The sequence below is a fragment of the Escherichia sp. WS1118 genome, from assembly GCF_046487695.1.
Lineage (GTDB): Bacteria > Pseudomonadota > Gammaproteobacteria > Enterobacterales > Enterobacteriaceae > Escherichia > Escherichia coli.
On the sequence record NZ_JBJQIZ010000005.1, the window covers coordinates 199,741 to 222,425 of the forward strand.

Sequence of the window (22,685 nt, forward strand, 5' to 3'; positions counted from 1 at the left end):
ACTGTACGTATCGACAGTTTAGTGAGTTTTATCATGACGGCGGAAGGTCACCTTCTCTTTTCTATTGCTTGTGCGGTATTTGCCAAAAATGCCGAGCTGACGCCCGTGCTGGCACAGGGTGACTGGTGGCATATTGTCCCTTCCGCAATCCTGACGTGTTTGTTACCGGACATCGATCACCCAAAGTCGTTTCTTGGGCAGCGATTAAAGTGGATATCAAAACCGATCGCCCGCGCTTTTGGGCATCGTGGTTTTACCCACAGTCTGCTGGCGGTATTTGCGCTGCTGGCAACCTTTTACCTTAAAGTTCCTGAAAGCTGGTTCATTCCGGCTGATGCGTTGCAGGGTATGGTGCTGGGTTATTTGAGCCACATACTTGCCGATATGCTGACACCCGCCGGTGTTCCCCTGCTCTGGCCATGCCGCTGGCGTTTCCGCTTGCCTATCCTGGTTTCCCAAAAGGGCAACCAACTGGAACGTTTTATCTGCATGGCATTATTTGTCTGGTCGGTATGGATGCCCCATTCATTACCCGAAAACAGCGCTGTTCGTTGGTCATCGCAAATGATCAATACCTTACAGATCCAGTTTCATCGGCTTATTAAGCATCAGGTTGAATACTAAAAAGGCAAAAATCGCCTTTCTGGAATAAGCAATTCCATTTGAATATAAGAGCCAGCTCACAGTTCTGTTAATCTTGCGCCAACACTATGACTGTTACGCAGTGATAGAAATAATAAGATCAGGAGAACGGGGATGAACTTTCCATTAATTGCGAACATCGTGGTGTTCGTTGTACTGCTGTTTGCGCTGGCTCAAACCCGCCACAAACAGTGGAGTCTGGCGAAAAAAGTGCTGGTGGGTCTTGTGATGGGTGTGGTTTTTGGCCTTGCCCTGCATACCATTTATGGTTCTGACAGCCAGGTACTTAAAGATTCTGTACAGTGGTTTAACATTGTTGGTAACGGCTATGTTCAACTGCTGCAAATGATCGTTATGCCGCTAGTCTTCGCCTCTATTCTGAGCGCGGTTGCCCGTCTGCATAACGCATCTCAGTTAGGCAAAATCAGTTTTCTGACCATCGGTACGCTTTTGTTTACCACGCTGATTGCAGCGCTGGTCGGTGTGCTGGTCACCAACCTGTTTGGTTTGACGGCTGAAGGTCTGGTTCAGGGTGGTGCAGAAACTGCACGTCTGAACGCCATCGAAAGTAACTATGTTGGTAAAGTCTCTGACCTGAGCGTTCCGCAGCTGGTCTTGTCCTTTATCCCGAAAAACCCGTTTGCCGATCTGACCGGAGCCAATCCGACGTCAATTATCAGCGTGGTAATTTTTGCCGCATTCCTCGGCGTAGCTGCGCTGAAACTGCTGAAGGATGATGCGCCGAAAGGTGAACGCGTCTTAACCGCTATCGATACCCTGCAAAGCTGGGTGATGAAACTGGTTCGCCTGGTCATGCAGTTGACCCCTTACGGTGTTCTGGCGCTGATGACCAAAGTGGTTGCAGGTTCTAACCTGCAAGACATCATCAAACTGGGAAGTTTCGTTGTTGCGTCCTACCTCGGTCTGCTGATTATGTTTGCAGTGCATGGCCTTCTGCTGGGCATTAATGGCGTGAGCCCGCTGAAGTACTTCCGTAAGGTATGGCCAGTACTGACGTTTGCCTTTACCAGCCGTTCCAGTGCTGCGTCTATCCCACTGAATGTGGAAGCACAAACGCGTCGTCTGGGTGTTCCTGAATCCATCGCCAGTTTCGCCGCCTCTTTCGGTGCGACCATTGGTCAGAACGGTTGTGCCGGTTTGTATCCGGCAATGCTGGCGGTGATGGTTGCGCCTACGGTGGGCATTAACCCACTGGACCCGATGTGGATTGCGACGCTGGTCGGTATTGTCACCGTTAGTTCCGCAGGCGTTGCCGGTGTCGGTGGTGGTGCAACTTTCGCCGCACTGATTGTGCTGCCTGCGATGGGCCTGCCGGTAACGCTGGTGGCATTGTTAATCTCCGTTGAACCGCTTATCGACATGGGTCGTACGGCGCTAAACGTTAGTGGCTCGATGACCGCTGGCACGCTGACCAGCCAGTGGCTGAAGCAAACCGATAAAGCCATTCTGGATAGCAAAGACGACGCCGAACTGGCACACCGTTAATCCTGATTTGTTACGTTAAACGCCTGTCATCCCGACAGGTGTTTTTTTATTCTTCGACCTCATTTTCCTGACGAATCTGATTTGCCCAACGCTGGGCGGATTCAGGCACAGTAAACGCCGGTGAGCGCAGAAATGACTCCCCCATCAGTACAAACGCAACATATTTGCCACGCAGCATCCAGACATCACGAAACGAATCCATCTTTATCGCATGTTCTGGCGGCGCGGGTTCCGTGCGTGGGACATAGCTAATAATCTGGCGGTTTTGCTGACGGAGCGGTTTCTTCATTACTGGCTTCACTAAACGCATATTAAAAATCAGAAAAACTGTAGTTTAGCCGATTTAGCCCCTGTACGTCCCGCTTTGCGTGTATTTCATAACACCGTTTCCAGAATAGTTTCCGAAGCGGGATCTGGCTGGTGGTCTATAGTTAGAGGGTTTTTTGACCAAAACAGCGGCCCTTTCAGTAATAATTTAAGGAGACGAGTTCAATGTCGCAACATAACGAAAAGAACCCACATCAGCACCAGTCACCACTACACGATTCCAGCGAAGCGAAACCGGGGATGGACTCACTGGCACCTGAAGACGGATCTCATCGTCCAGCGGCTGAACCAACACCGCCTGGTGCACAACCTACCGCCCCAGGGAGCCTGAAAGCCCCTGATACGCGTAACGAAAAACTTAATTCTCTGGAAGACGTACGCAAAGGCAGTGAAAATTATGCGCTGACCACTAATCAGGGCGTGCGCATCGCCGACGATCAAAACTCACTGCGTGCCGGTAGCCGTGGTCCAACTCTGCTGGAAGATTTTATTCTGCGCGAGAAAATCACTCACTTTGACCATGAGCGCATCCCGGAACGTATTGTTCATGCACGCGGATCAGCAGCTCACGGTTATTTCCAGCCATATAAAAGCTTAAGCGATATCACCAAAGCGGATTTCCTCTCAGATACGAACAAAATCACCCCAGTATTTGTTAGGTTCTCTACCGTTCAGGGCGGCGCTGGCTCTGCCGATACCGTACGTGATATCCGTGGCTTTGCCACCAAGTTCTATACTGAAGAGGGTATTTTTGACCTCGTTGGCAATAACACGCCAATCTTCTTTATCCAGGATGCGCATAAATTCCCCGATTTTGTTCATGCGGTAAAACCAGAACCGCACTGGGCAATTCCACAAGGGCAAAGCGCCCACGATACTTTCTGGGATTATGTTTCTCTGCAACCTGAAACTCTGCACAACGTGATGTGGGCAATGTCGGATCGCGGTATCCCGCGCAGTTACCGCACTATGGAAGGCTTCGGTATTCATACCTTCCGCCTGATTAATGCCGAAGGGAAGGCAACGTTCGTACGTTTCCACTGGAAACCACTGGCAGGTAAAGCCTCACTCGTTTGGGATGAAGCACAAAAACTAACCGGACGTGACCCGGACTTCCACCGCCGCGAGTTGTGGGAAGCGATTGAAGCAGGCGATTTTCCTGAATACGAACTGGGCTTCCAGTTGATTCCTGAAGAAGACGAATTCAAGTTCGACTTCGATCTTCTCGATCCAACCAAACTTATCCCGGAAGAATTGGTGCCCGTTCAGCGTGTCGGCAAAATGGTGCTCAATCGTAATCCGGATAACTTCTTTGCTGAAAACGAACAGGTGGCTTTCCATCCAGGGCATATTGTCCCCGGTCTGGATTTCACCAACGACCCGTTATTGCAGGGGCGTTTGTTCTCTTATACCGATACACAAATCAGTCGTCTTGGTGGGCCGAATTTCCATGAAATTCCGATTAACCGCCCGACCTGCCCTTACCATAATTTCCAGCGTGACGGCATGCATCGTATGGGGATCGACACTAACCCTGCGAATTACGAACCGAACTCGATCAACGATAACTGGCCGCGCGAAACACCGCCGGGGCCGAAACGCGGCGGTTTTGAATCATACCAGGAACGCGTGGAAGGAAATAAAGTTCGCGAGCGCAGTCCATCGTTTGGCGAATATTATTCCCATCCGCGTCTGTTCTGGCTAAGTCAGACGCCATTCGAGCAGCGCCATATTGTCGATGGTTTCAGTTTTGAGTTAAGCAAAGTAGTTCGTCCGTATATTCGTGAGCGCGTTGTTGACCAGCTGGCGCATATTGATCTCACTCTGGCCCAGGCGGTGGCGAAAAATCTCGGTATCGAACTGACTGATGACCAGCTGAATATCACCCCACCTCCGGACGTCAACGGTCTGAAAAAGGATCCATCCTTAAGTCTGTACGCCATTCCTGACGGTGATGTTAAAGGTCGCGTGGTAGCAATTTTGCTTAATGATGAAGTGAGATCGGCAGACCTTCTGGCCATTCTCAATGCACTGAAGGCCAAAGGCGTTCATGCCAAACTGCTCTACTCCCGAATGGGGGAAGTGACTGCGGATGACGGTACGGTGTTGCCTATAGCTGCTACCTTTGCAGGTGCGCCTTCGCTGACGGTCGATGCAGTCATTGTCCCTTGCGGCAATATTGCGGATATCGCTAACAACGGCGATGCCAACTACTATCTGATGGAAGCCTACAAACACCTTAAACCGATTGCGCTGGCAGGAGACGCGCGCAAGTTTAAAGCAACAATCAAGGTCGCTGACCAGGGTGAAGAAGGGATTGCGGAAGCTGACAGCGCCGATGGTAGTTTTATGGATGAACTGTTAACGCTGATGACAGCACACCGCGTGTGGTCACGCATTCCTAAGATTGACAAAATCCCGGCGTAAATATGGATAAGGTCACGCCCCCTGGGGAGTGACCTTACCACCTTACTTGCACATCATGATAACTACCCAACCGATAACCACGCTCAGCAATCGCATATTTCAACGACGCTGAAGTCAGCACATCCAGTTCCGTTAACCGAGGGAAGCAATAAGCACTCTGGCGAATCGTATTATCGACAAACGCCGGATGGCACATAACTTCCAACGAGCGTTCCCCACGATGGCTGGAATCATCAAGCACTTGCAGGAACAATGCCTCGCTAATCTCTTCACCATAAAACGCGCTACTGAATCCCTGCGAACTGCGCAGATTAGCCGGTAAATCACCATCGTTAGATAGCGGTTGACGGTCGATGCGCAACGCAATCCCCTCTTCAGCCGCAAACTTTGCCACAATCGGGAAAATCTGCGGGAACATATGCACATGATGATGGCTATCAAGATGCGTAGGTTTGCGTCCAAATAGCTCAATGAAACGCAAATACTGACTGGCGAGCTCCTGAGTAATTTCTTCCAGCGGTAAAGCATCTTCTTCTGCCAACTGCCAGATCCATTTTCCCAGCACACCATCGCGGGTTAACCCCGGCATAACTGTCAGAGGCTTGCCCATAGTAAGGACAAAGTGCATCCCTATGGCCAGACTCGGTTCATCACGGCTCAACTGCACCGCATGGTCAATAGCCTGCCCATTCACCAGCGCCGTCGTCGACGTGACAATCCCATTGCGACAGGCCTCGATAATGCCGTAGTTCTGACCTTTGCTTAAGCCAAAATCATCGGCATTAACAATCAGTAAGCGTTCCATAATCAGCCTCGGTTAATGTGCTTTTTTAAGCTCTGCGATGCAGTCGGCAAAATTTGGCAGCCATTTCTCGTGCGCCAGAATCATCTCGCGTGCCAGCAGCTCAGCATCGCGATCGGAATGCACCAACGGACTAAGGTTTAGCGCCAGTAAGACATCGTTAAATTCTCCACTAAGTGCGGCGTTGCTGGCAGCAATCTCGAAGCCTTTGATGGTGTGAATCAGCCCCATCACTTTATCATCGAAATGCGTAATGCGCGGATGTGGCGTCGCGCCATCGCGCCCCAGCGTACAGGTCATTTCTACCGCCCAGTCTGCCGGAATATTATCAATATGCCCATGATGCGGGATATTAACGTAATGTTCTGCTTGCTTGTCGTTATAGATAGCGTTGATCACTTCGCACGCAGCATCAGAATAATAAGCCCCACCGCGCTGTTCCAGTTCTTTCGGCTTAACGTTCAACTCCGGGTTTTTATATAGCTCAAAAAGTTGTTTCTCGACTTTCTGTACTACCTGCGCTCGTGCGCCGCCTTTGTAGTATTCGCCCATTTCAATAGCCAGCATCTCTTTTTGCTTGAAGTAATAAAGCAAATAAGAACACGGCAACAGATTCATAGAACGAATTAAGCCTTCGCTAAATGGCAGATCGAAAATATTTTTAACGCCAGATGCTTTTAACTGCCCGGATGCCACACCATCAAGCAATTCGGCAAAGCGTGATTTGCCATTTACCAGCACATCCTTAATGAACACCATATGGTTGAGGCCGAACAGATCGATAGATAAATCATCGCTGTCTTTCAGCATCAGAACATCGCGAATAAACATCTTCATGCCGATCGGAATATTACACACGCCGATAAAGCGTTTAAATCCGGTATGACGATAAACGGCTTCAGTGACCATTCCCGCCGGGTTAGTGAAGTTAATCACCCATGCATTCGGACATAGTTCTTCGACATCTTTTACGATGTCAAAAATCACCGGAATGGTACGCAGACCTTTAAACAGACCGCCCGCGCCGTTAGTTTCCTGACCAAGATAACCATGACTTAATGGAATACGTTCATCCAGTTCCCGCGCCGGTAATTGGCCAACGCGCAGTTGGGTAGTAACGAAATCAGCATCTTTCAATGCTTCGCGGCGATCCAGCGTTTTATAAAGCTTCATCGGGACGCCAGCGTTATCAATCATCCGTTGGCAGAGATCAAAAATAATATCCAGTTTCGCTTTACCACCTTCGACATCCACCAGCCATAATTCGCTGACCGGCAATTCGTGATAACGCTTAATAAATCCTTCCAGTAACTCCGGGGTATAGCTGCTCCCGCCACCAATAGTGACGACTTTTAATTTCTGGCTCATAATTTCTCCCTTCAGTACAGAATACTGATATCTGGCATATCTGCCCCCCGGACATAAATAATCCAGCAACAGGACAGATATGTGAATTGTCAGGTATAACGACTTACTGATTAAATTCAGTCAATTTCTTACGATAGCTCTTAGGCGTAAAGGACGTTAATTTCTTAAACGTTTTAATAAACAAGCTCGGGCTACTATAACCGGCCTCAAACGCAATATCCGTCACTGAATAGTTGGTCATTTCCAGTTGTTTTTTGGCAAAATTAATACGGATTTCATTAATAATCTGCATTGGCGTTTTACCATAGTATCGTTGAGTCGCTCGCGTCAAATATTCCTGTGATTTGGCTGACAACGTCACCATATTCTCCAGCGCCGATTCACTAAACTGCTCTTTATCATGCATCTTTTCTACCGTACTTTTCAGCCACTGCGGTATATCATCAATCACCTGTTCTTCGCGGTAATGACGTAAACGGTTAATGACATAAAAAGTAACCATCTCAACAAACTCTTCCAGCCCTGTTTCGCGGAAATTCAATGAAGAAATCACTGTTTCCACATAGGTGAGAAAAGCGTTATTGGTCCGGTATACCTGCGAAGCTACAAAGCAATAAGGCAACAACGGCAGGTAATGCTGCTCAAAAAAGCGTTTACTGATCCCAACGTTCAATATACGCGTGGCACCAAATTCATAAAAACTTTGATGGTGCGAACCTAACGGAATAAAAACAAAATCGCCCCGTTCCAGTAACACGCGCTTACCGTTAATCTCCTGGAAATAACGCCCGGTTAATACCAGAGTAAATTCATAATAGTCGTGCTGATGCAGTCCACTGATACTCTCAGTTTTATTGTAGATAAACACATGGAAGTTTTTGCCATTAAACAACTGCTGTTCTCGGGCAGTGGCAATTTCCGGCGCGTTAATCACTGGCTGCATCATCGACTCCTTATGCCTTCAGTTTTTCATGAAGCTCAATTAATTCAGTAATCAGTTCACGCGCAAGCATGGACGTCATTAAATGATCCTGAGCGTGGACCAGCACCAGACTCACTTTCATCTTACCTTCGCCAGCATCGCCTTCAATCAGTTTCGTCTGTACCAGATGCGCTTCATTCAATGCCATCCGTGACTGATCCATCATCGCTTTTGCTGCGGCAAAATCGCCCTGCTTCGCCTGTTTCAGTGCCGCATACGCCAGGCTACGCGCTTGTCCGGAGTTGATGATAAGCCCCATCACCACTTCTTCCAGCTCTTCAGCTTCCGTTTGCGTATCGGGAATATTATCGAGATCCATCATACATCGTTCCTCTCTATTCTTACCGGCACGATTACCCGTACCGGCATCAATTAAAATTTCAGGGCGTTGGCGATATCTTCTTCGCTCTCTTCTTTATCAATCGCGTTTTGTGCTTTGTTAGCGACCACAACAAAGGGCAGATAAATTAACGTTGCGATACCAAGATTGAAGAGTGCGACCAGCAATGCGGCGACGCTACCGTTGGTGTTAAAGAAGGCTCCCAGACCGGTGGGCATGGTCCACGGTGCAATATTGGTCACCGGTGGAATAATGCCCATGTAGTACGCTGCCAGGGTGATTGCCGCCAGAATCGGTTGTACCAGTACAAACGGGATAAACATCACCGGGTTCATGATAATTGGCAGACCAAACAGAATCGGTTCGTTAATCTGGAAGATGCCGGACGGCAGCGCCAGTTTTGCCACCTGACGATAATCAGCACGGCGAGAAGCGATAAAGATAGCCAGGATCAGGCCTAAAGTCGCACCACTGCCACCAAGGAAAATAAAGGAGTCCAGCATCGGTTTGGCCCAGATATGGAAGGTCTTACCGGCTGCCAGCGCCGCTTCGACGGAACCATATTGCTGATAGGTCGCGATATTTTCCAGCGCCCACGGCGTCATAATGCCGTTGTCCAGTGCGGTCAGCGCCAGCGCGCCATGAATACCGAAGAACCAGAGCAGTGGAACAAAAATCACATAGGCCCAGCCTACCACGCTACCCAACGATGCCAGTGGGGTTGAGATGGTATCCATAATGATCTGATGGAAGTTTGTGCCCCAGGTATTCAACGCCCAGGCAATAATCCCCATCACGGAAAGAATAATAAAACCTGGAATTAATGCTGAGAAAGAGCGCGAAACCGATGTCGGAACGCTATCAGGTAACTTAATGACCCAGTTACGATGAACAATAAAGGTAAACATTTCTGCCACCACCAGGCCAATAATAATCCCGGAGATGATATTCGCCCCACCTAACCAGTTTGCGCCAACCGCATAGGCCTCACCGACACTATATGGGGTGACGGTCATAAATGCTGCAACGGATAACAACCCGGCCGCCAGCGCATCGACTTTACGCTCTTCTGCCAGCGCCATGCCAATAAAGAACGGTGCCATTAAAGACATTATCCCTAATGTTCCGTTATATACGTTGCCGCCAATACCTTTCAGACCATTAAGTGTTTCAATGGTTGAGGCATCCAGGCGAATACCTAAGGAATAAAAAAACGACCCCTCCCCAAAACTTAGAAAAACGTTGTTAATTAATACAAACATGGCCCCCGCAAGGGTTAACGGCATTAAGCGAATAAAGCCATTTTTGATTGCATTAACGTGTGGCTGCTTTCCTATTTTAACTGCAAAAGGGAGGAGTACCTTTTCAAGCGATGCAATAACATTACTCATAGAAAAATACCCTTTAAAACCGCAATTTAAATATTGCGGTATTGATTTATGAAATAACTCTTTGACGGGAAAATTTAAAATAAATTAATTTGCTGCGGCTTTTTTAATCGCTGCAACCGCAGCCTTAAGCACGCCTAAACCATCGACTTTGCCATAAAGCAGCGAGTCAATTACTTCAACCGGTTTGTTGGGTAACAAACGCTGGATTTCGGGCAACATATAAGCAATCTGCGGCCCTAATAACACGACATCGGCATTCTGACCTTTTTCACCAGCCAGTGTTTCCGGAAATGCTTCAATAATGACCGGAACTTCATATTTTTCTGCCTGTGCGCGCATTTTTGATACCAGTAAAGAGGTAGACATGCCCGCAGAACAAAACAGATAAATGTGTTTCTTTTCCATAAAACTGCCCTCATCGACGATTATCTGTCAGCCAGACACTCCGCAAGCCTTAACCTGCTTCCATGCTCTGGGTAACTTGCGAAACCAACATGACTTTTTTTGTGGCTGAAAGGAGTATACGGTATAGGCCTGAGCAATAGTATTTCTTTGACCTTAGAAATTGTCTCTCCTTGACCTGTGGTTATGACCCTCTTCACATTTCGGGCAAATAATTCGCGAAGATAATTAAGAACACAGGCCAAAAAAAAACCGGCGCAATGGCCGGTTTCCGTTGTTACTCAAGCTTTCAGGCGAAGTGATTACTTCGTAGCCTGTGGATCAGTGTCGTATTCAGCACAGGTCTGATAACCGGAGTTGATGACATGTCCGGTATCATCTAACGCGACAAAGTAGGTTTCTGCTTTACCATCACGTTGACCCAGGATGTAGGTCTGGCAAGTACCACGAGCATGGATCATGCTCACTTCAGACGAAGGTTTACCCGCAATTTGTGCAACCTGCGCCCGGCTCATGCCTTTTTTGACGTCTTTCACCACAGGCTGTACAAACTGGTCTTTGGTACGATCATAAGCCGTACAACCCGCCAGCATGGTTAATACCGCCGCTGCACTCAGAATTCCTGCCATATTCTTGTTCATATTCCGTCCTCTTGTTTATCAGCGTGTTAGATAAGCCTGGAATACATTGGGCGCTTTTTCAAGCCCGTGAACGAAACGGCTCCTCTTTCAGAGGATTCCTGTATGACGTTTTAACCACCATTCAGCCCGCTGTCGCTTGTCGTTTCAGTAGCAACGGGTTAGCTTTAAGGAAGTTTTGTCTTTTCTGTCTGGAGGGGTTCAATGACATTGCAACAACAAATAATAAAGGCGCTGGGCGCAAAACCGCAGATTAATGCTGAAGAGGAAATTCGTCGTAGTATCGATTTTCTGAAAAGCTACCTGCAAACTTATCCGTTCATTAAATCACTGGTGCTCGGGATCAGCGGCGGTCAGGACTCCACGCTTGCCGGTAAGCTGTGCCAGATGGCGATTAATGAGCTGCGCCAGGAAACCGGCAACGAATCACTGCAATTTATTGCCGTACGCCTGCCCTATGGTGTTCAGGCCGACGAACAAGACTGCCAGGATGCCATCGCCTTTATTCAACCGGATCGCGTATTAACCGTTAATATCAAGGGCGCGGTACTCGCCAGCGAGCAGGCATTGCGGGAAGCAGGCATTGAACTGAGCGATTTTGTCCGTGGCAATGAAAAAGCGCGTGAGCGGATGAAAGCACAATATAGCATTGCGGGTATGACCAGCGGTGTCGTGGTGGGCACCGATCATGCAGCAGAAGCTATTACCGGATTCTTCACTAAATATGGTGACGGCGGTACGGACATTAATCCGCTGTATCGTCTCAACAAACGTCAGGGTAAACAGTTACTGGCGGCATTAGGTTGCCCGGAACACCTTTATAAGAAAGCGCCAACGGCCGATCTTGAAGATGATCGCCCTTCACTGCCAGATGAAGTGGCACTCGGCGTGACCTATGACAATATCGACGACTATCTGGAAGGGAAAAACGTGCCTGAACAGGTCGCCAGAACAATAGAGAACTGGTATCTGAAAACCGAACATAAACGCCGTCCGCCAATTACCGTTTTCGATGATTTCTGGAAGAAGTAATAATTTGCACATATTGGTTTGTGCGAAAAAGAGTACTTTGTTCACGCCGGATGCGGCGTGAACGCCTTATTCGCCCCACAAAACTATGCAAATTCAATATATTGCATGAGTCGAATAGGCCTGACAGGCGTAGCACGTCAGACGGTGTAACCTTTGTCATCAACCCGCCTCTTTTTTAATCGCTCCCCGCCTGTTACACTGGATAGATAACCAGCATTCGGAGTCAACAGTGGTAAGGCGTTTAACTTCTCCGCGGCTCGAATTTGAAGCTGCGGCAATTTATGAATATCCCGAACATTTACGTTCATTCCTTAATGACTTACCCACCCGACCAGGGGTGTATCTGTTTCATGGCGAAAGTGACACCATGCCGCTCTATATCGGCAAAAGCATTAACATCCGCAGTCGGGTGCTTTCTCATTTACGCACCCCTGATGAAGCCGCCATGCTACGGCAATCCCGACGCATCAGCTGGATATGTACCGCCGGTGAAATCGGCGCTCTGCTCCTTGAAGCGCGATTAATCAAAGAGCAGCAGCCGCTGTTTAATAAACGCTTGCGCCGCAATCGCCAGCTCTGCGCCCTGCAATTAAATGAAAAGCGCGTCGATGTGGTGTATGCCAAAGAGGTGGATTTTTCACGAGCCCCCAACCTGTTTGGCCTGTTTGCCAATAGGCGCGCAGCTTTGCAAGCATTGCAGACCATCGCTGATGAACAAAAACTTTGTTATGGCCTGTTGGGACTGGAACCGTTAAGTCGCGGTCGTGCATGTTTTCGTTCAGCGCTAAAACGTTGCGCCGGAGCATGCTGCGGTAAAGAGAGCCATGACGATCATGCGCTACGTTTGCGCCAGTCTCTGGAACGTTTACGAGTCGTTTGTTGGCCGTGGAAAGGTGCGGTAGCGCTGAAAGAACAGCACCCGGAAATGACTCAATATCATATTATTCAAAACTGGCTGTGGCTGGGGGCGGTTAATTCGCTGAAAGAAGCGACAACGTTAATTCGGGCACCCGCCGGGTTTGATCACGACGGTTATAAAATTCTTTGTAAGCCGCTGCTTTCCGGTAACTATGAAATTACTGAACTTGATCCGGTGAATGACCAGCAAGCCAGTTGATTTCACTGAACAACAGTTTACCTTGCGGTTGCAAAAGCCGCAGGGTGTGCCTGCCATCGAACCAGCACGCGCCCTGGTCAGTAGTGAGCAGTTTGTCGCCCAATTGCCACGCCCCGTTTATTACAAACACCACCCCGCCGCGTGAACCAAAGGTAGTAAACGTACGTTCGGCAATTCTGACTTTCGCCTTACAGACATCCAGGCGTGTCATGATGTTGAAATCCATCGACATCTGCCCTGCCGTCAGTTTCGCTTTTACCACCAGGTCCGCTGCAAAGGAAAAAGGTTGTAACGGTTTTAAGGTATGGTTAAAGCGGTCTGCGCTTTCAAGGAACATCTCGCCGCCTTCCAGCAACGTCACTATCCTTTCCATACCGGGAAACAAAGAAAACTCCCCATTCGCCGCGATGGATGTAATGCTGGCACGCCAGTAAAAATCACGTTTTGCCGGTGGGAAAGTGCAAATTTCGCGCGTTTCACCGGCAGCGTTTCGCCACAGATTCACCGACATTTTACGCATATCAAAGTATTCCATACCCGCTCCCGGCCCGTTCTTTTCATTGCTATCGTTCAGGTAACCGTGGATGGTTATCGGCAACTCGGGTGATTTACGTTAGTGGCGATCAGGCTTTTTTTGCATCTGTTTGAGAAGAGAAAAGAAAACCGCCGATCCTGTCCACCGCATTACTGCAAGGTAGTGGACAAGACCGGCGGTCTTACGTTTTTTGGCTGAAAGATTATTCAGCAGTTGCAGGCATTTTACCTTTTGCCGCTGGACGTTCTGTCAGACGCTTCTCAAAATTAGCATTAAATTGCTTTTTCTGTTCCGGCGTCAGGATGTTGTAAATCTTGTTCTGGGTTTCCATGTGCGCCAGCATGTTAGCTTTGCGCTGTTCTTCCATTTTTGCGATCTGCGCTTCAGCTTTTGCTTTATCGAAGGTATCGCTGGCAATGATGTCATGCATTGCGCGGCGTTCTTCCAGCGGCGGACGTTTCATCTGGTCACGCTGGCCTTTCATGATTTCGCGGATCTGCTGTTTCTGCGCGTCGGTCAGGTTCAGGTCTTTGAACATCATGTCCTCATGCGGACCGAACTTGCCTTTATGGTGCATCATCGGCTTCGCGTCAGCCGGTGCTGCGGTAGTGGTGTCTGCGGCATGGGCCAGGTTAGCCGCGCCAAGAGCCAGGGTAGAGGCAACAAACAGTGCAGTTAATTTACGCATATTCTATATCCTTCCTTTCAGTTATTTATTACGGCTTTCTTAAGTAGCGTGCCGTGTTGACGAGATTAACTTTACTGACTTTAGCGTCAATTAATCAGAGCAACGGTAAAACAATGAAAGTGTAAAAAACACTTTTGCGCCAATTATGGAGAAAAAAAGAAAATTTGATGGAGAGTGATGAGAGAATATTACAACACGATGATTTTGCAGAGATTATGAAGAACTATACCGGATGACTGGTGATAAATAAAGCAAATAACCAGGATTAATCTGTATTAATTTATAAGAAAGCAACTTAATACCCGCAGAATGATTTCTGCGGGTAAGTATTAGCTTATTTTTTCGAGCATTAATCCCGCACGTAATCCCAACGCTACCAACGGATTAGGGAATAACACATACTCTACATCATGGGTTACGGTAAAACGTTCCTCCCCGTCCTGCGCCAGCAATGTTCCTTTCTCAAACGGCATAAAATTCAGCGTGTCATTTGCCATATGCATTTCGAAGGACGGCGAGTGGCGAGTAATTTGCGAAACCACCCGATAACGGAGCGGCGGTGTTCTCACGATACCGACACTCTCACCAGATAGCAGCGCAGCAATTGCGCTGGCAGTTACTGCAAACTGGCGAAGATCGTTTTGCCCAAAGGGCAACGCTTTGCCAAGTTCCAGCGTACAGGCCAGCGCGCCAAAATGTCTGGCGCTGAAATGGGTAAACGTACCACCAGGGTCCTGATGGAACACCAGCGCCTCCAGCCCCGCCGCACCCAGCCACGTCAGAAATTTCTCGTCCCAGGGAATGTCGCGTTGCGGTAATACACCGAACTGCGGATGCAAGGAGCCACGAATTGCGGTATGTAGATCAAGGTGCCAGCGCACAGATTCTTTGCCCTGGTCATAAAAATCTTCCAGGCACTGCTCCAGTTCGCGCGCCCGACAGGTTTCCCCGCTTTCAGCAAACAGTTGCCAACGACCGCCAAACATTCGATTCATATCGCTATGGCAATAACGTTTCCCTTGCTTCAGCGCAGGAGGATTCCCGAGGATCACCAGTAACCGCCAACGTAACGGGATCTCACCGTGAGATATCGCGCCAAGCAACGCGTCCAGCATTTCCACAGGAGCCGTCTCATTACCGTGGATCCCCGCTGAAATCACCAGCGCGCCTTGCGGTGGCGTTAATGGCGTCAGTTCCAGCACACCATCGCCCAGCCAGCGCCAGCGAACGCCGTTGATTTCTCGCTCGGTGATAACCGGTTTTTTACCCGTTAAGGTTAGAGCAAGAAAATTATCCATTGCCCCCTCCCTCGCGCTGGAATGGATAAACCGAACCAAGATCCAATAATTGAGTCAGTGTATCCAGCGCTTCCCTTCCTTCGCGCAGCAATTGTGGATCGGCAAGATCCGCCGCAGTAAGACGATCGCGGTAGTAACGATCCACCCAGTCATTGAGCGCATTAAACAGCGTATCGTTCATCATCACCGCCGGATTCACCGCCCGGCGTTCTTCTTCTGTCAACACCACGCGCAACCGCAGGCACGCCGGGCCACCGCCATTCGCCATGCTTTCACGTAAATCAAAAACTTTTAGTGAGCTTATTGGGTTATCGGCAGCAAGCAATTCATTGAGATAACGCCATACTCCAGCATGTTCCCGACATTCCTGAGGCAGCACCAACATCATGGAACCATCATCGCGGCTCAGTAACTGGCTGTTAAACAGATACGTAGACACCGCATCCGACACGGAAACCTGTGCCGCCGGAACTTCTATCGCCATAAAACCATTGACCCGCGAACGCAGGTTTGCCAGTAACTGTGACTGGCGAGCGAACGCCTGTTGATGGCAAAACAGCACCTGGCGGTTACTCACGGCAATCACGTCATTATGAAAAACGCCCTGGTCGATAACGTCCGGGTTTTGCTGGGCGAAAATCACCTGTTGGGGATTCACCTGATTCAACCTTGCCACCGCCTCGCTGGCTTCGCGAGTCTGCCGCGCCGGATAACGGGAAGGCCGGGTATCATTGCCCTCTTCTCGCCCGTAGACAAAAAGTTGAATACCCGGTTCACCGTAATGACCGCCGAGACGATTGTGGTTTGCCGCTCCCTCATCACCGAGCAAGGCTACCTGCGGCAACGCCGAATGGACACTAAATTTCTCTTCGTCGTTAAAAATCGCTTTTAACAACGATTCGGTGACGGGGGCTTCCAGCGAACGGTGAAATTTATTGTTCAGGTTGGCAACGGTGAGATGCACTTTGCCATCCAGCGTATCGGCAGATGGCGCGATCGTTGCCGCATTGGCTACCCACATTGGCGAAGCGGAGCTGACGCTGGAAAGCCAGTGCGGTGCCTGGCGGGCAACCTTTTCCAGCACTTGTTCATCGCTACCACTGAATCCCAACTGACGTAAAACCGGTATAAACGGACGCTCGTGCGGCGGGATCACGGCCTGGGGGAATCCCGCATCGGCAAGGGTTTTCATTTTCAGTAAGCCCTGTTTCGCCGCCAGTCGCGGGTTAGAGACCTGAAAACAATGACGGGTAGAGGCTTCATTACCAAACGACAGGCCCGCGTAATGATGCGTCAGCCCTACCAGCCCGTCGAAATTGACTTCCCAGGCGTTCATCGCACCACCTCATCGGAAAAATCCAGCCCAGGGTTAAGCGTGGCGGGCAATGTTAACGAGTCCGACTCCAGGCTCGCCATCGGCCAGGCACAATAATCTGCGGCATACCAGGCGCTGGGGCGATGGTTACCGGAAGCGCCAATGCCGCCGAATGGCGCGGTACTGGCAGCGCCGGTAAGCGGTTTGTTCCAGTTAACAATCCCCGCCCGCGCCTCCAGCAACAGTTGATCGAATTTTTCCCGCTCGGGGGAAACCAGACCGCAAGAGAGGCCAAAGCGAGTGTTATTCGCCATTCGAATCGCTTCATCGAAAGTATCATAACGCCAGACGCGCAATAACGGTCCGAACACTTCTTCATCCGGCAAGCCAGTAACGCCTGTCATTTCAATGATCCCCGGCGTCAGCAACGATGTCCCTGCTTGTAATAAGCGCGGCGCAAGCAGGGTCCGTCCGCCCATCGCCTCCAGTTCCTGCCAGGCAGTAACCACCTGCTGTGCGGCCTGCTCAGAAATCAGCCCACCAATAAATGGCTGCGGTTCGTCATCCCAAGTGCCCGGCGTTAACCGCTGGCTGACGGCAACCAGGCGAGCAAGAAATGCATCGCCCTGCGTTCCACTTTTCAGAAATAAACGGCGGGCGCAGGTGCAGCGTTGCCCGGCAGTGACAAACGCCGACTGAATGGTCAGATGGACAGCGGCATCGATATCCGCCACCTCATCGATAATTAGCGGGTTATTACCGCCCATCTCAAGGGCGAGAATTTTCTCCGGCTGACCGGAAAGCTGGCGATGCAGCTGGTAGCCGGTATTGGCGCTGCCGGTAAACAGCAAGCCGTCGAGATCCTCCAGCGCACTCAGCGCCTGACCCGTTGCACGCCCGCCCTGCACCAGGTTCAGCACGCCCGGCGGCAAGCCAGCCTGCTGCCATAAACGCATTACCGCGTCGCCACTCCACGGTGTCAGTTCGCTGGGTTTAAAGATAATGGTGTTACCTGCCAGCAATGCCGGAACGATATGTCCGTTCGGCAAATGACCAGGGAAATTATACGGCCCAAACACCGCCAGCACGCCGTGCGGGCGATGTCGCAGGCTCGCCGCGCCGTCCGGCATTTCGCTACGCTGCTCACCGGTACGAACGTGATACGCCTTAATTGATATCGCGATTTTATTGATCATCGCCGTCACTTCGGTTGCCGCTTCCCAGCGCGGCTTGCCGGTTTCTCTGGCAATAATCGCGGTTAATTCGGCTTTATTGCTTTCCAGCAATCCGGCAAAGCGTTCAACTCTTACCTGACGATCGCCAAATGAGAGCCGAGCCCAGCGCGGAAACGCCGCACGGGCAGCCCGACAAGCCTGCCCGACCTGAGCGGCATCGGCATCATTGCCCTGCCATAACACCTCGCCCGATACCGGATTACGCTTCACACGCAATGCGCCCTGGCCCGTTACCCAGTCACCGTTGATCCATAAAGTCATGCTGTTTTCTCCTCTGCGCACAGGCGCACCAGACGAACGCGATCCCCTGCGTGGCATTTGAGGGCATCCAGTTGTGCGGCGGTTAAAATCAAACGCTCGGTCGCTGGATCGGTACGCACCAGCACCACGCGGAAATGGTGATAATTTTCATTGGCGACCAGGCAGGCCGGAAAATCGCCCTGCGCAGGCTGCCCTTCGGCCACTTCCACCAGCCGACTTTTACGGATGGCGCGCACGCGGTCGATATCACATTCAAGTGTCGGCCCGCCGTCAAAGATGTCGATATAGTTACGGTAGCGAAAACCTTCTTTCTCCAGCACCGCACGGGCAGGCGCGGTTTGCGGATGTACCTGACCGATGACGTCCTGGGCTTCCTGGGATAAAAAGTGGGTATAGATCGGATGTTTCGGCATCAGTTCTGCAATAAATGCCTTTTGCCCGGTGCCGCAGAGAAAATCAGCGCGGCTAAAATCCATCGAAAAGAAGCGTTTACCGAGGCTTTGCCAGAACGGTGAATAGCCGTGTTCGTCAATCACCCCGCGCATTTCGGCGACCACTTTGTCATTAAACTTGTCGCGAAAAGCCGCCATAAACATAAAGCGCGATTTCGACAGCAAATAGCCGTTGCCCTCTTTGCGCCACTCCGGGTCGAGAAACAGCGTGCACAGCTCGCTGCTGCCGGTGTGATCGTTACTGAGAAACAGCGTCGGCAATGCGTTATAGACATTCAGCTCTTTCGAAGCGTGAACCAGCGTGCCGACACGATAGTTGTACCAAGGATCGTTCAGCCCAACCGCCACCTCAATGGCGCAAATCCCCGCCACAGTGCCTGTCTCACTATCTTCCAGTACAAACACATAACCCTGCTCACTTTTGGGCAGTTCGCCTTGCCAGGTTTTGATTGCCCTTTCAATACGCACCGAAAGCGTGGCTTCATTGGCGGGAAGCGACGTCAGGCCGCCGCCCGTTTTGCTGGCAAGCTGCATCAGCGCCGAGACATCTGAGCGCTCAACGGGACGAATGACCATCATGATGAACCTCGGCTAACAAAGTGTTCGCAAGCAGCTGCAAAGCGATCCAGTCCGGTCGTCACCTCTTCTTCGCTGACATTGAGCGCAGGCGCAAAGCGCACCACGTTGCCACCCGCAATCAGCACCATCACGCCTGCTTTCACCGCTTCCTGAGAGATCTGTTTCGCTTGCCCGGCGTAATCGGCATTCAGTACACAGCCAATCAAAAGACCTAAGCCGCGAACTTCACTGAACAAACTGTAGTGGTGATTAATGGAATTTAGACGCTCAACAAACCAGTCGTGACGCTGTTTAACCCCGTTAAGCATCTCTGGCGTGTTGATGAGATCCAGCACTTTGCCTGCCACCGCCGAGGCCAGCGGATTGCCGCCATAGGTGGTGCCGTGAGTGCCAACGGTCATCACGCTGGCGCACTCTTCGGTTGCCAACAACGCACCAACCGGGAAACCGCCGCCCAGCGCTTTGGCGGTAGTTAACAGATCAGGCGTCACGCCGTAGTGCATACAGGCATACAGTTCCCCGGTGCGCCCGACACCGGTTTGTACTTCATCAAAGATCAGCAACGCATTGTGGCGGTCACACAATTCACGCAGACCTTGTAAAAATGCGTTGCTGGCTGGCACCACACCGCCTTCCCCCTGGATGGGTTCGACAATCACCGCACAGGTGGCGTCGTCAATCAGCGCACTGGCAGAGTTAATATCGTTATATGCAGCATGACGAATATCCGGCGGCAGTGGCGCAAAATCCTGTGAATAGGCTGGCTGCCCACCCGCACTGACAGTAAACAGCGTGCGACCATGAAACGCATTTTTGAACGCCACGATGCCGCTCTTATGGCTGCCGTAGCGGTCGTGAGCGAATTTACGCGCCAGTTTTAGTGCCGCTTCGTTGGCTTCCGCACCGGAGTTACAAAAGAAGACGCGATCGGCAAACGTGGCGTCGATCAATTTTTTCGCCAGTCGCAGTACCGGCTCGTTGGTGTAACCGTTGCCGGTATGCCAGAACTTACTCGCCTGTTCGTTCAGCGCCTCACGCAGTTCCGGATGCGCATGGCCCAGCGCGTTCACCGCAATGCCACCCGCGAAGTCGATATACTCTTTCCCCTGCTGATCCCACAAGCGTGAACCTTCGCCACGTACCGGTATAAACGGTGCCGGAGCGTAAACAGGTATCATCCATTCATCAAAGTTTTCACGCGTAATTGGCTGAGACATAGCGACCTCTACAGTAAATAATTGGTTATTTATATGTTAATAATAAGTAATGTTTGCGCTGTAAATGTAGATTGCAGGGTTCGTGCCAGCCAGTGATAAAAGTGCATAAACGGCGGAGGCTAACTGGAAATCAAGCAGTTATAACCACATCATATGCATTTAAAGTGCATATAAAGTGAATACGTTTGCGATGTGGGTGAATAAAAAGAATAAAAAACGCAATGTTATGCAGAAGTAAAATATAATTCTGGAATTGTGATCATTGACGAAATTTACTGGAAATTACTGCGCCATTCTGACGCAACGCGCACCAAAAGCGGGCATTTTTTGCGCCATCGTTGACATCATTAACAACCATCGATCAAATCACTTAACAACAGGCGGTAAGCAAAGCGAAATTCTGCTACCATCCACGCACTCTTTATCTGAATAAATGGCAGCGACTATGAAATTTGTCTCTTTTAATATCAACGGCCTGCGCGCCAGACCTCACCAGCTTGAAGCCATCGTCGAAAAGCACCAACCGGATGTGATTGGCCTGCAGGAGACAAAAGTTCATGACGATATGTTTCCGCTCGAAGAGGTGGCGAAGCTCGGCTACAACGTGTTTTATCACGGGCAGAAAGGCCATTATGGCGTGGCGCTGCTGACCAAAGAGACGCCGATTGCCGTGCGTCGCGGCTTTCCTGGTGACGACGAAGAAGCGCAACGGCGGATTATTATGGCGGAAATCCCCTCGCCGCTGGGCAATGTCACCGTGATCAACGGTTACTTCCCGCAGGGTGAAAGCCGCGACCATCCGATAAAATTCCCGGCAAAGGCGCAGTTTTATCAGAATCTGCAAAACTACCTGGAAACCGAACTCAAGCGTGAAAATCCGGTGCTGATTATGGGCGATATGAATATCAGTCCTGGCGACCTGGATATTGGCATTGGCGAAGAGAACCGTAAGCGCTGGCTGCGTACCGGAAAATGTTCTTTCCTTCCGGAGGAACGCGAATGGATGGAGAGGCTGATGAGCTGGGGGTTGGTCGATACCTTCCGCCATGCGAATCCGCAAACAGCAGATCGTTTCTCATGGTTTGATTACCGCTCAAAAGGTTTTGACGATAATCGCGGTCTGCGCATCGACCTGCTGCTCGCCAGCCAACCGCTGGCAGAATGTTGCGTAGAAACCGGCATCGACTATGAAATTCGCAGCATGGAAAAACCGTCCGATCACGCCCCCGTCTGGGCGACCTTCCGCCGCTAATTTAGCTGATCTCCTGGCTCAAACTGGGTCAGGAGAATTAACCTTGAGAAAAATCAACAAACTGTCAGTAATGATTTGTTGCCTGCCGTCCTTTGTTATACCGTCACTGCGTTTTTAGTTGTCTGACCACTTCTCTATTATCAAGTTTGATATAGGAAACTCCACGATGAACGCTGAGCGTAAATTTCTTTTAGCCTGTCTTATTTTTGCGCTGGTCATTTACGCTATCCACGCTTTCGGTTTATTCGATCTGCTCACCGATTTACCCCACTTACAGACACTCATTCGCCAGAGCGGATTGTTCGGCTATAGCCTCTATATTCTGTTATTCATCATTGCCACCCTCTTTCTGTTACCAGGAAGCATACTGGTGATCGCGGGAGGAATAGTTTTTGGCCCGCTCTTAGGGACACTACTATCATTAATTGCCGCCACGCTGGCCTCCTCGTGCTCATTCCTGCTGGCGCGCTGGCTGGGACGTGATTTACTGCTGAAATACGTTGGTCATAGCCATACCTTTCAGGCCATTGAAAAAGGCATTGCGCGTAACGGTATTGATTTTCTTATTCTGACCCGCTTAATCCCGTTGTTTCCTTACAATATTCAAAATTACGCTTACGGATTAACCACAATCGCCTTCTGGCCTTATACCCTTATTTCAGCACTCACGACCCTGCCCGGTATTGTTATTTATACCGTGATGGCAAGCGATCTCGCCAATGAAGGCATTACGCTGCGCTTTATTTTACAACTCTGTCTGGCGGGCCTGGCGCTGTTTATTCTCGTCCAGCTCGCAAAACTCTACGCCCGACACAAACATGTGGATCTGTCTGCTTCTCGCCGCAGCCCACTTTCTCACCCAAAAAATGAAGGATAGAA

The 22,685-nt window shown here is 50.2% G+C and carries 22 protein-coding genes; 7 read left to right on the top strand and 15 right to left on the bottom strand.

The features are described 5' to 3' along the window. Positions 1-33: 33 nt before the first annotated feature. Together ACJHYO_RS11245 and tcyP are read left to right on the top strand one after the other, a co-directional pair. Positions 34-624 (top strand): metal-dependent hydrolase, encoded by a 591-nt coding sequence (locus tag ACJHYO_RS11245; RefSeq protein ID WP_001327813.1) that lies wholly within the window; start codon positions 34-36, stop codon positions 622-624. A gap of 132 nt (positions 625-756) precedes the next feature. Beyond that, entirely contained in the window at positions 757-2,148 is a 1,392-nt protein-coding gene (tcyP, locus tag ACJHYO_RS11250; protein ID WP_001764566.1) for a cystine/sulfocysteine:cation symporter, read from the top strand. A 46-nt stretch (positions 2,149-2,194) separates the two neighbouring features. Here tcyP and cedA read toward each other — a convergent pair whose 3' ends face one another. Further along, on the bottom strand, positions 2,195-2,458 hold the full coding sequence (gene cedA / locus ACJHYO_RS11255) for a cell division activator CedA (RefSeq protein WP_001241562.1): 264 nt from the start codon (positions 2,456-2,458) through the stop codon (positions 2,195-2,197). A 182-nt stretch (positions 2,459-2,640) separates the two neighbouring features. Here cedA and katE point away from each other — a divergent pair, with 182 nt between their 5' ends. Next, positions 2,641-4,902: a catalase HPII gene (gene katE / locus ACJHYO_RS11260; RefSeq protein WP_000077881.1), complete on the top strand. Its 2,262-nt coding sequence runs from the start codon at positions 2,641-2,643 to the stop codon at positions 4,900-4,902. Between the two features lie 34 nt (positions 4,903-4,936). Here katE and chbG read toward each other — a convergent pair whose 3' ends face one another. The 7 genes from chbG to osmE all read right to left on the bottom strand — a co-directional run bounded on the left by chbG (position 4,937) and on the right by osmE (position 10,828). After that, positions 4,937-5,707, bottom strand: a complete 771-nt coding sequence (chbG, locus tag ACJHYO_RS11265) for a chitin disaccharide deacetylase (protein ID WP_094258946.1) — start codon at positions 5,705-5,707, stop codon at positions 4,937-4,939. Positions 5,708-5,719: 12 nt separating this feature from the next. Beyond that, positions 5,720-7,072, bottom strand: a complete 1,353-nt coding sequence (gene celF / locus ACJHYO_RS11270) for a 6-phospho-beta-glucosidase (RefSeq protein ID WP_000078752.1) — start codon at positions 7,070-7,072, stop codon at positions 5,720-5,722. A gap of 103 nt (positions 7,073-7,175) precedes the next feature. Continuing rightward, positions 7,176-8,018, bottom strand: a complete 843-nt coding sequence (gene chbR / locus ACJHYO_RS11275; protein ID WP_000983641.1) for a transcriptional regulator ChbR — start codon at positions 8,016-8,018, stop codon at positions 7,176-7,178. A gap of 7 nt (positions 8,019-8,025) precedes the next feature. Continuing rightward, positions 8,026-8,376 (bottom strand): PTS N,N'-diacetylchitobiose transporter subunit IIA, encoded by a 351-nt coding sequence (gene chbA / locus ACJHYO_RS11280; RefSeq protein ID WP_000968919.1) that lies wholly within the window; start codon positions 8,374-8,376, stop codon positions 8,026-8,028. A 50-nt stretch (positions 8,377-8,426) separates the two neighbouring features. Then, the gene (gene chbC, locus ACJHYO_RS11285; protein ID WP_000073030.1) at positions 8,427-9,785 is read right to left on the bottom strand and encodes a PTS N,N'-diacetylchitobiose transporter subunit IIC; all 1,359 of its coding nucleotides are present in this window, start codon (positions 9,783-9,785) and stop codon (positions 8,427-8,429) included. A gap of 84 nt (positions 9,786-9,869) precedes the next feature. Further along, positions 9,870-10,190, bottom strand: coding sequence for a PTS N,N'-diacetylchitobiose transporter subunit IIB (gene chbB / locus ACJHYO_RS11290; protein ID WP_000412169.1), 321 nt, complete (start codon positions 10,188-10,190; stop codon positions 9,870-9,872). Positions 10,191-10,489: 299 nt separating this feature from the next. Then, positions 10,490-10,828, bottom strand: a complete 339-nt coding sequence (gene osmE, locus ACJHYO_RS11295; protein WP_001039046.1) for an osmotically-inducible lipoprotein OsmE — start codon at positions 10,826-10,828, stop codon at positions 10,490-10,492. Positions 10,829-11,029: 201 nt separating this feature from the next. Here osmE and nadE point away from each other — a divergent pair, with 201 nt between their 5' ends. After that, positions 11,030-11,857, top strand: a complete 828-nt coding sequence (gene nadE, locus ACJHYO_RS11300; protein ID WP_000175018.1) for an ammonia-dependent NAD(+) synthetase — start codon at positions 11,030-11,032, stop codon at positions 11,855-11,857. A 229-nt stretch (positions 11,858-12,086) separates the two neighbouring features. Beyond that, on the top strand, positions 12,087-12,974 hold the full coding sequence (gene cho, locus ACJHYO_RS11305; RefSeq protein WP_000252363.1) for an excinuclease Cho: 888 nt from the start codon (positions 12,087-12,089) through the stop codon (positions 12,972-12,974). Here cho and ves read toward each other — a convergent pair. The 7 genes from ves to astC all read right to left on the bottom strand — a co-directional run bounded on the left by ves (position 12,934) and on the right by astC (position 20,554). After that, positions 12,934-13,509 (bottom strand): environmental stress-induced protein Ves, encoded by a 576-nt coding sequence (gene ves / locus ACJHYO_RS11310; RefSeq protein ID WP_000455604.1) that lies wholly within the window; start codon positions 13,507-13,509, stop codon positions 12,934-12,936. The genes cho and ves overlap by 41 nt on opposite strands. Before the next feature lie 202 nt (positions 13,510-13,711). Continuing rightward, on the bottom strand, positions 13,712-14,197 hold the full coding sequence (gene spy, locus ACJHYO_RS11315) for an ATP-independent periplasmic protein-refolding chaperone Spy (protein WP_001228972.1): 486 nt from the start codon (positions 14,195-14,197) through the stop codon (positions 13,712-13,714). A gap of 329 nt (positions 14,198-14,526) precedes the next feature. Beyond that, entirely contained in the window at positions 14,527-15,495 is a 969-nt protein-coding gene (gene astE, locus ACJHYO_RS11320; protein WP_000368498.1) for a succinylglutamate desuccinylase, read from the bottom strand. Further along, positions 15,488-16,831 carry an N-succinylarginine dihydrolase gene (astB, locus tag ACJHYO_RS11325; protein WP_021520772.1) on the bottom strand — a complete coding sequence of 448 codons (1,344 nt, stop codon included), beginning with the start codon at positions 16,829-16,831 and terminating at the stop codon, positions 15,488-15,490. The genes astE and astB overlap by 8 nt, the downstream gene beginning before the upstream one ends. Continuing rightward, positions 16,828-18,306, bottom strand: a complete 1,479-nt coding sequence (gene astD, locus ACJHYO_RS11330) for a succinylglutamate-semialdehyde dehydrogenase (protein ID WP_000177317.1) — start codon at positions 18,304-18,306, stop codon at positions 16,828-16,830. The genes astB and astD overlap by 4 nt, the downstream gene beginning before the upstream one ends. Next, the gene (gene astA, locus ACJHYO_RS11335; RefSeq protein WP_000989436.1) at positions 18,303-19,337 is read right to left on the bottom strand and encodes an arginine N-succinyltransferase; all 1,035 of its coding nucleotides are present in this window, start codon (positions 19,335-19,337) and stop codon (positions 18,303-18,305) included. Before astA ends, astD begins: the two co-directional genes overlap by 4 nt. Next, complete coding sequence (gene astC / locus ACJHYO_RS11340; RefSeq protein WP_000081990.1) at positions 19,334-20,554, bottom strand: succinylornithine/acetylornithine transaminase; 1,221 nt, start codon at positions 20,552-20,554, stop codon at positions 19,334-19,336. The genes astA and astC overlap by 4 nt, the downstream gene beginning before the upstream one ends. Before the next feature lie 445 nt (positions 20,555-20,999). Here astC and xthA point away from each other — a divergent pair, with 445 nt between their 5' ends. Together xthA and ACJHYO_RS11350 are read left to right on the top strand one after the other, a co-directional pair. Next, positions 21,000-21,806: an exodeoxyribonuclease III gene (xthA, locus tag ACJHYO_RS11345; protein ID WP_000673927.1), complete on the top strand. Its 807-nt coding sequence runs from the start codon at positions 21,000-21,002 to the stop codon at positions 21,804-21,806. A gap of 166 nt (positions 21,807-21,972) precedes the next feature. Further along, positions 21,973-22,683 (top strand): TVP38/TMEM64 family protein, encoded by a 711-nt coding sequence (locus ACJHYO_RS11350; RefSeq protein WP_001304313.1) that lies wholly within the window; start codon positions 21,973-21,975, stop codon positions 22,681-22,683. Positions 22,684-22,685: the final 2 nt, after the last annotated feature.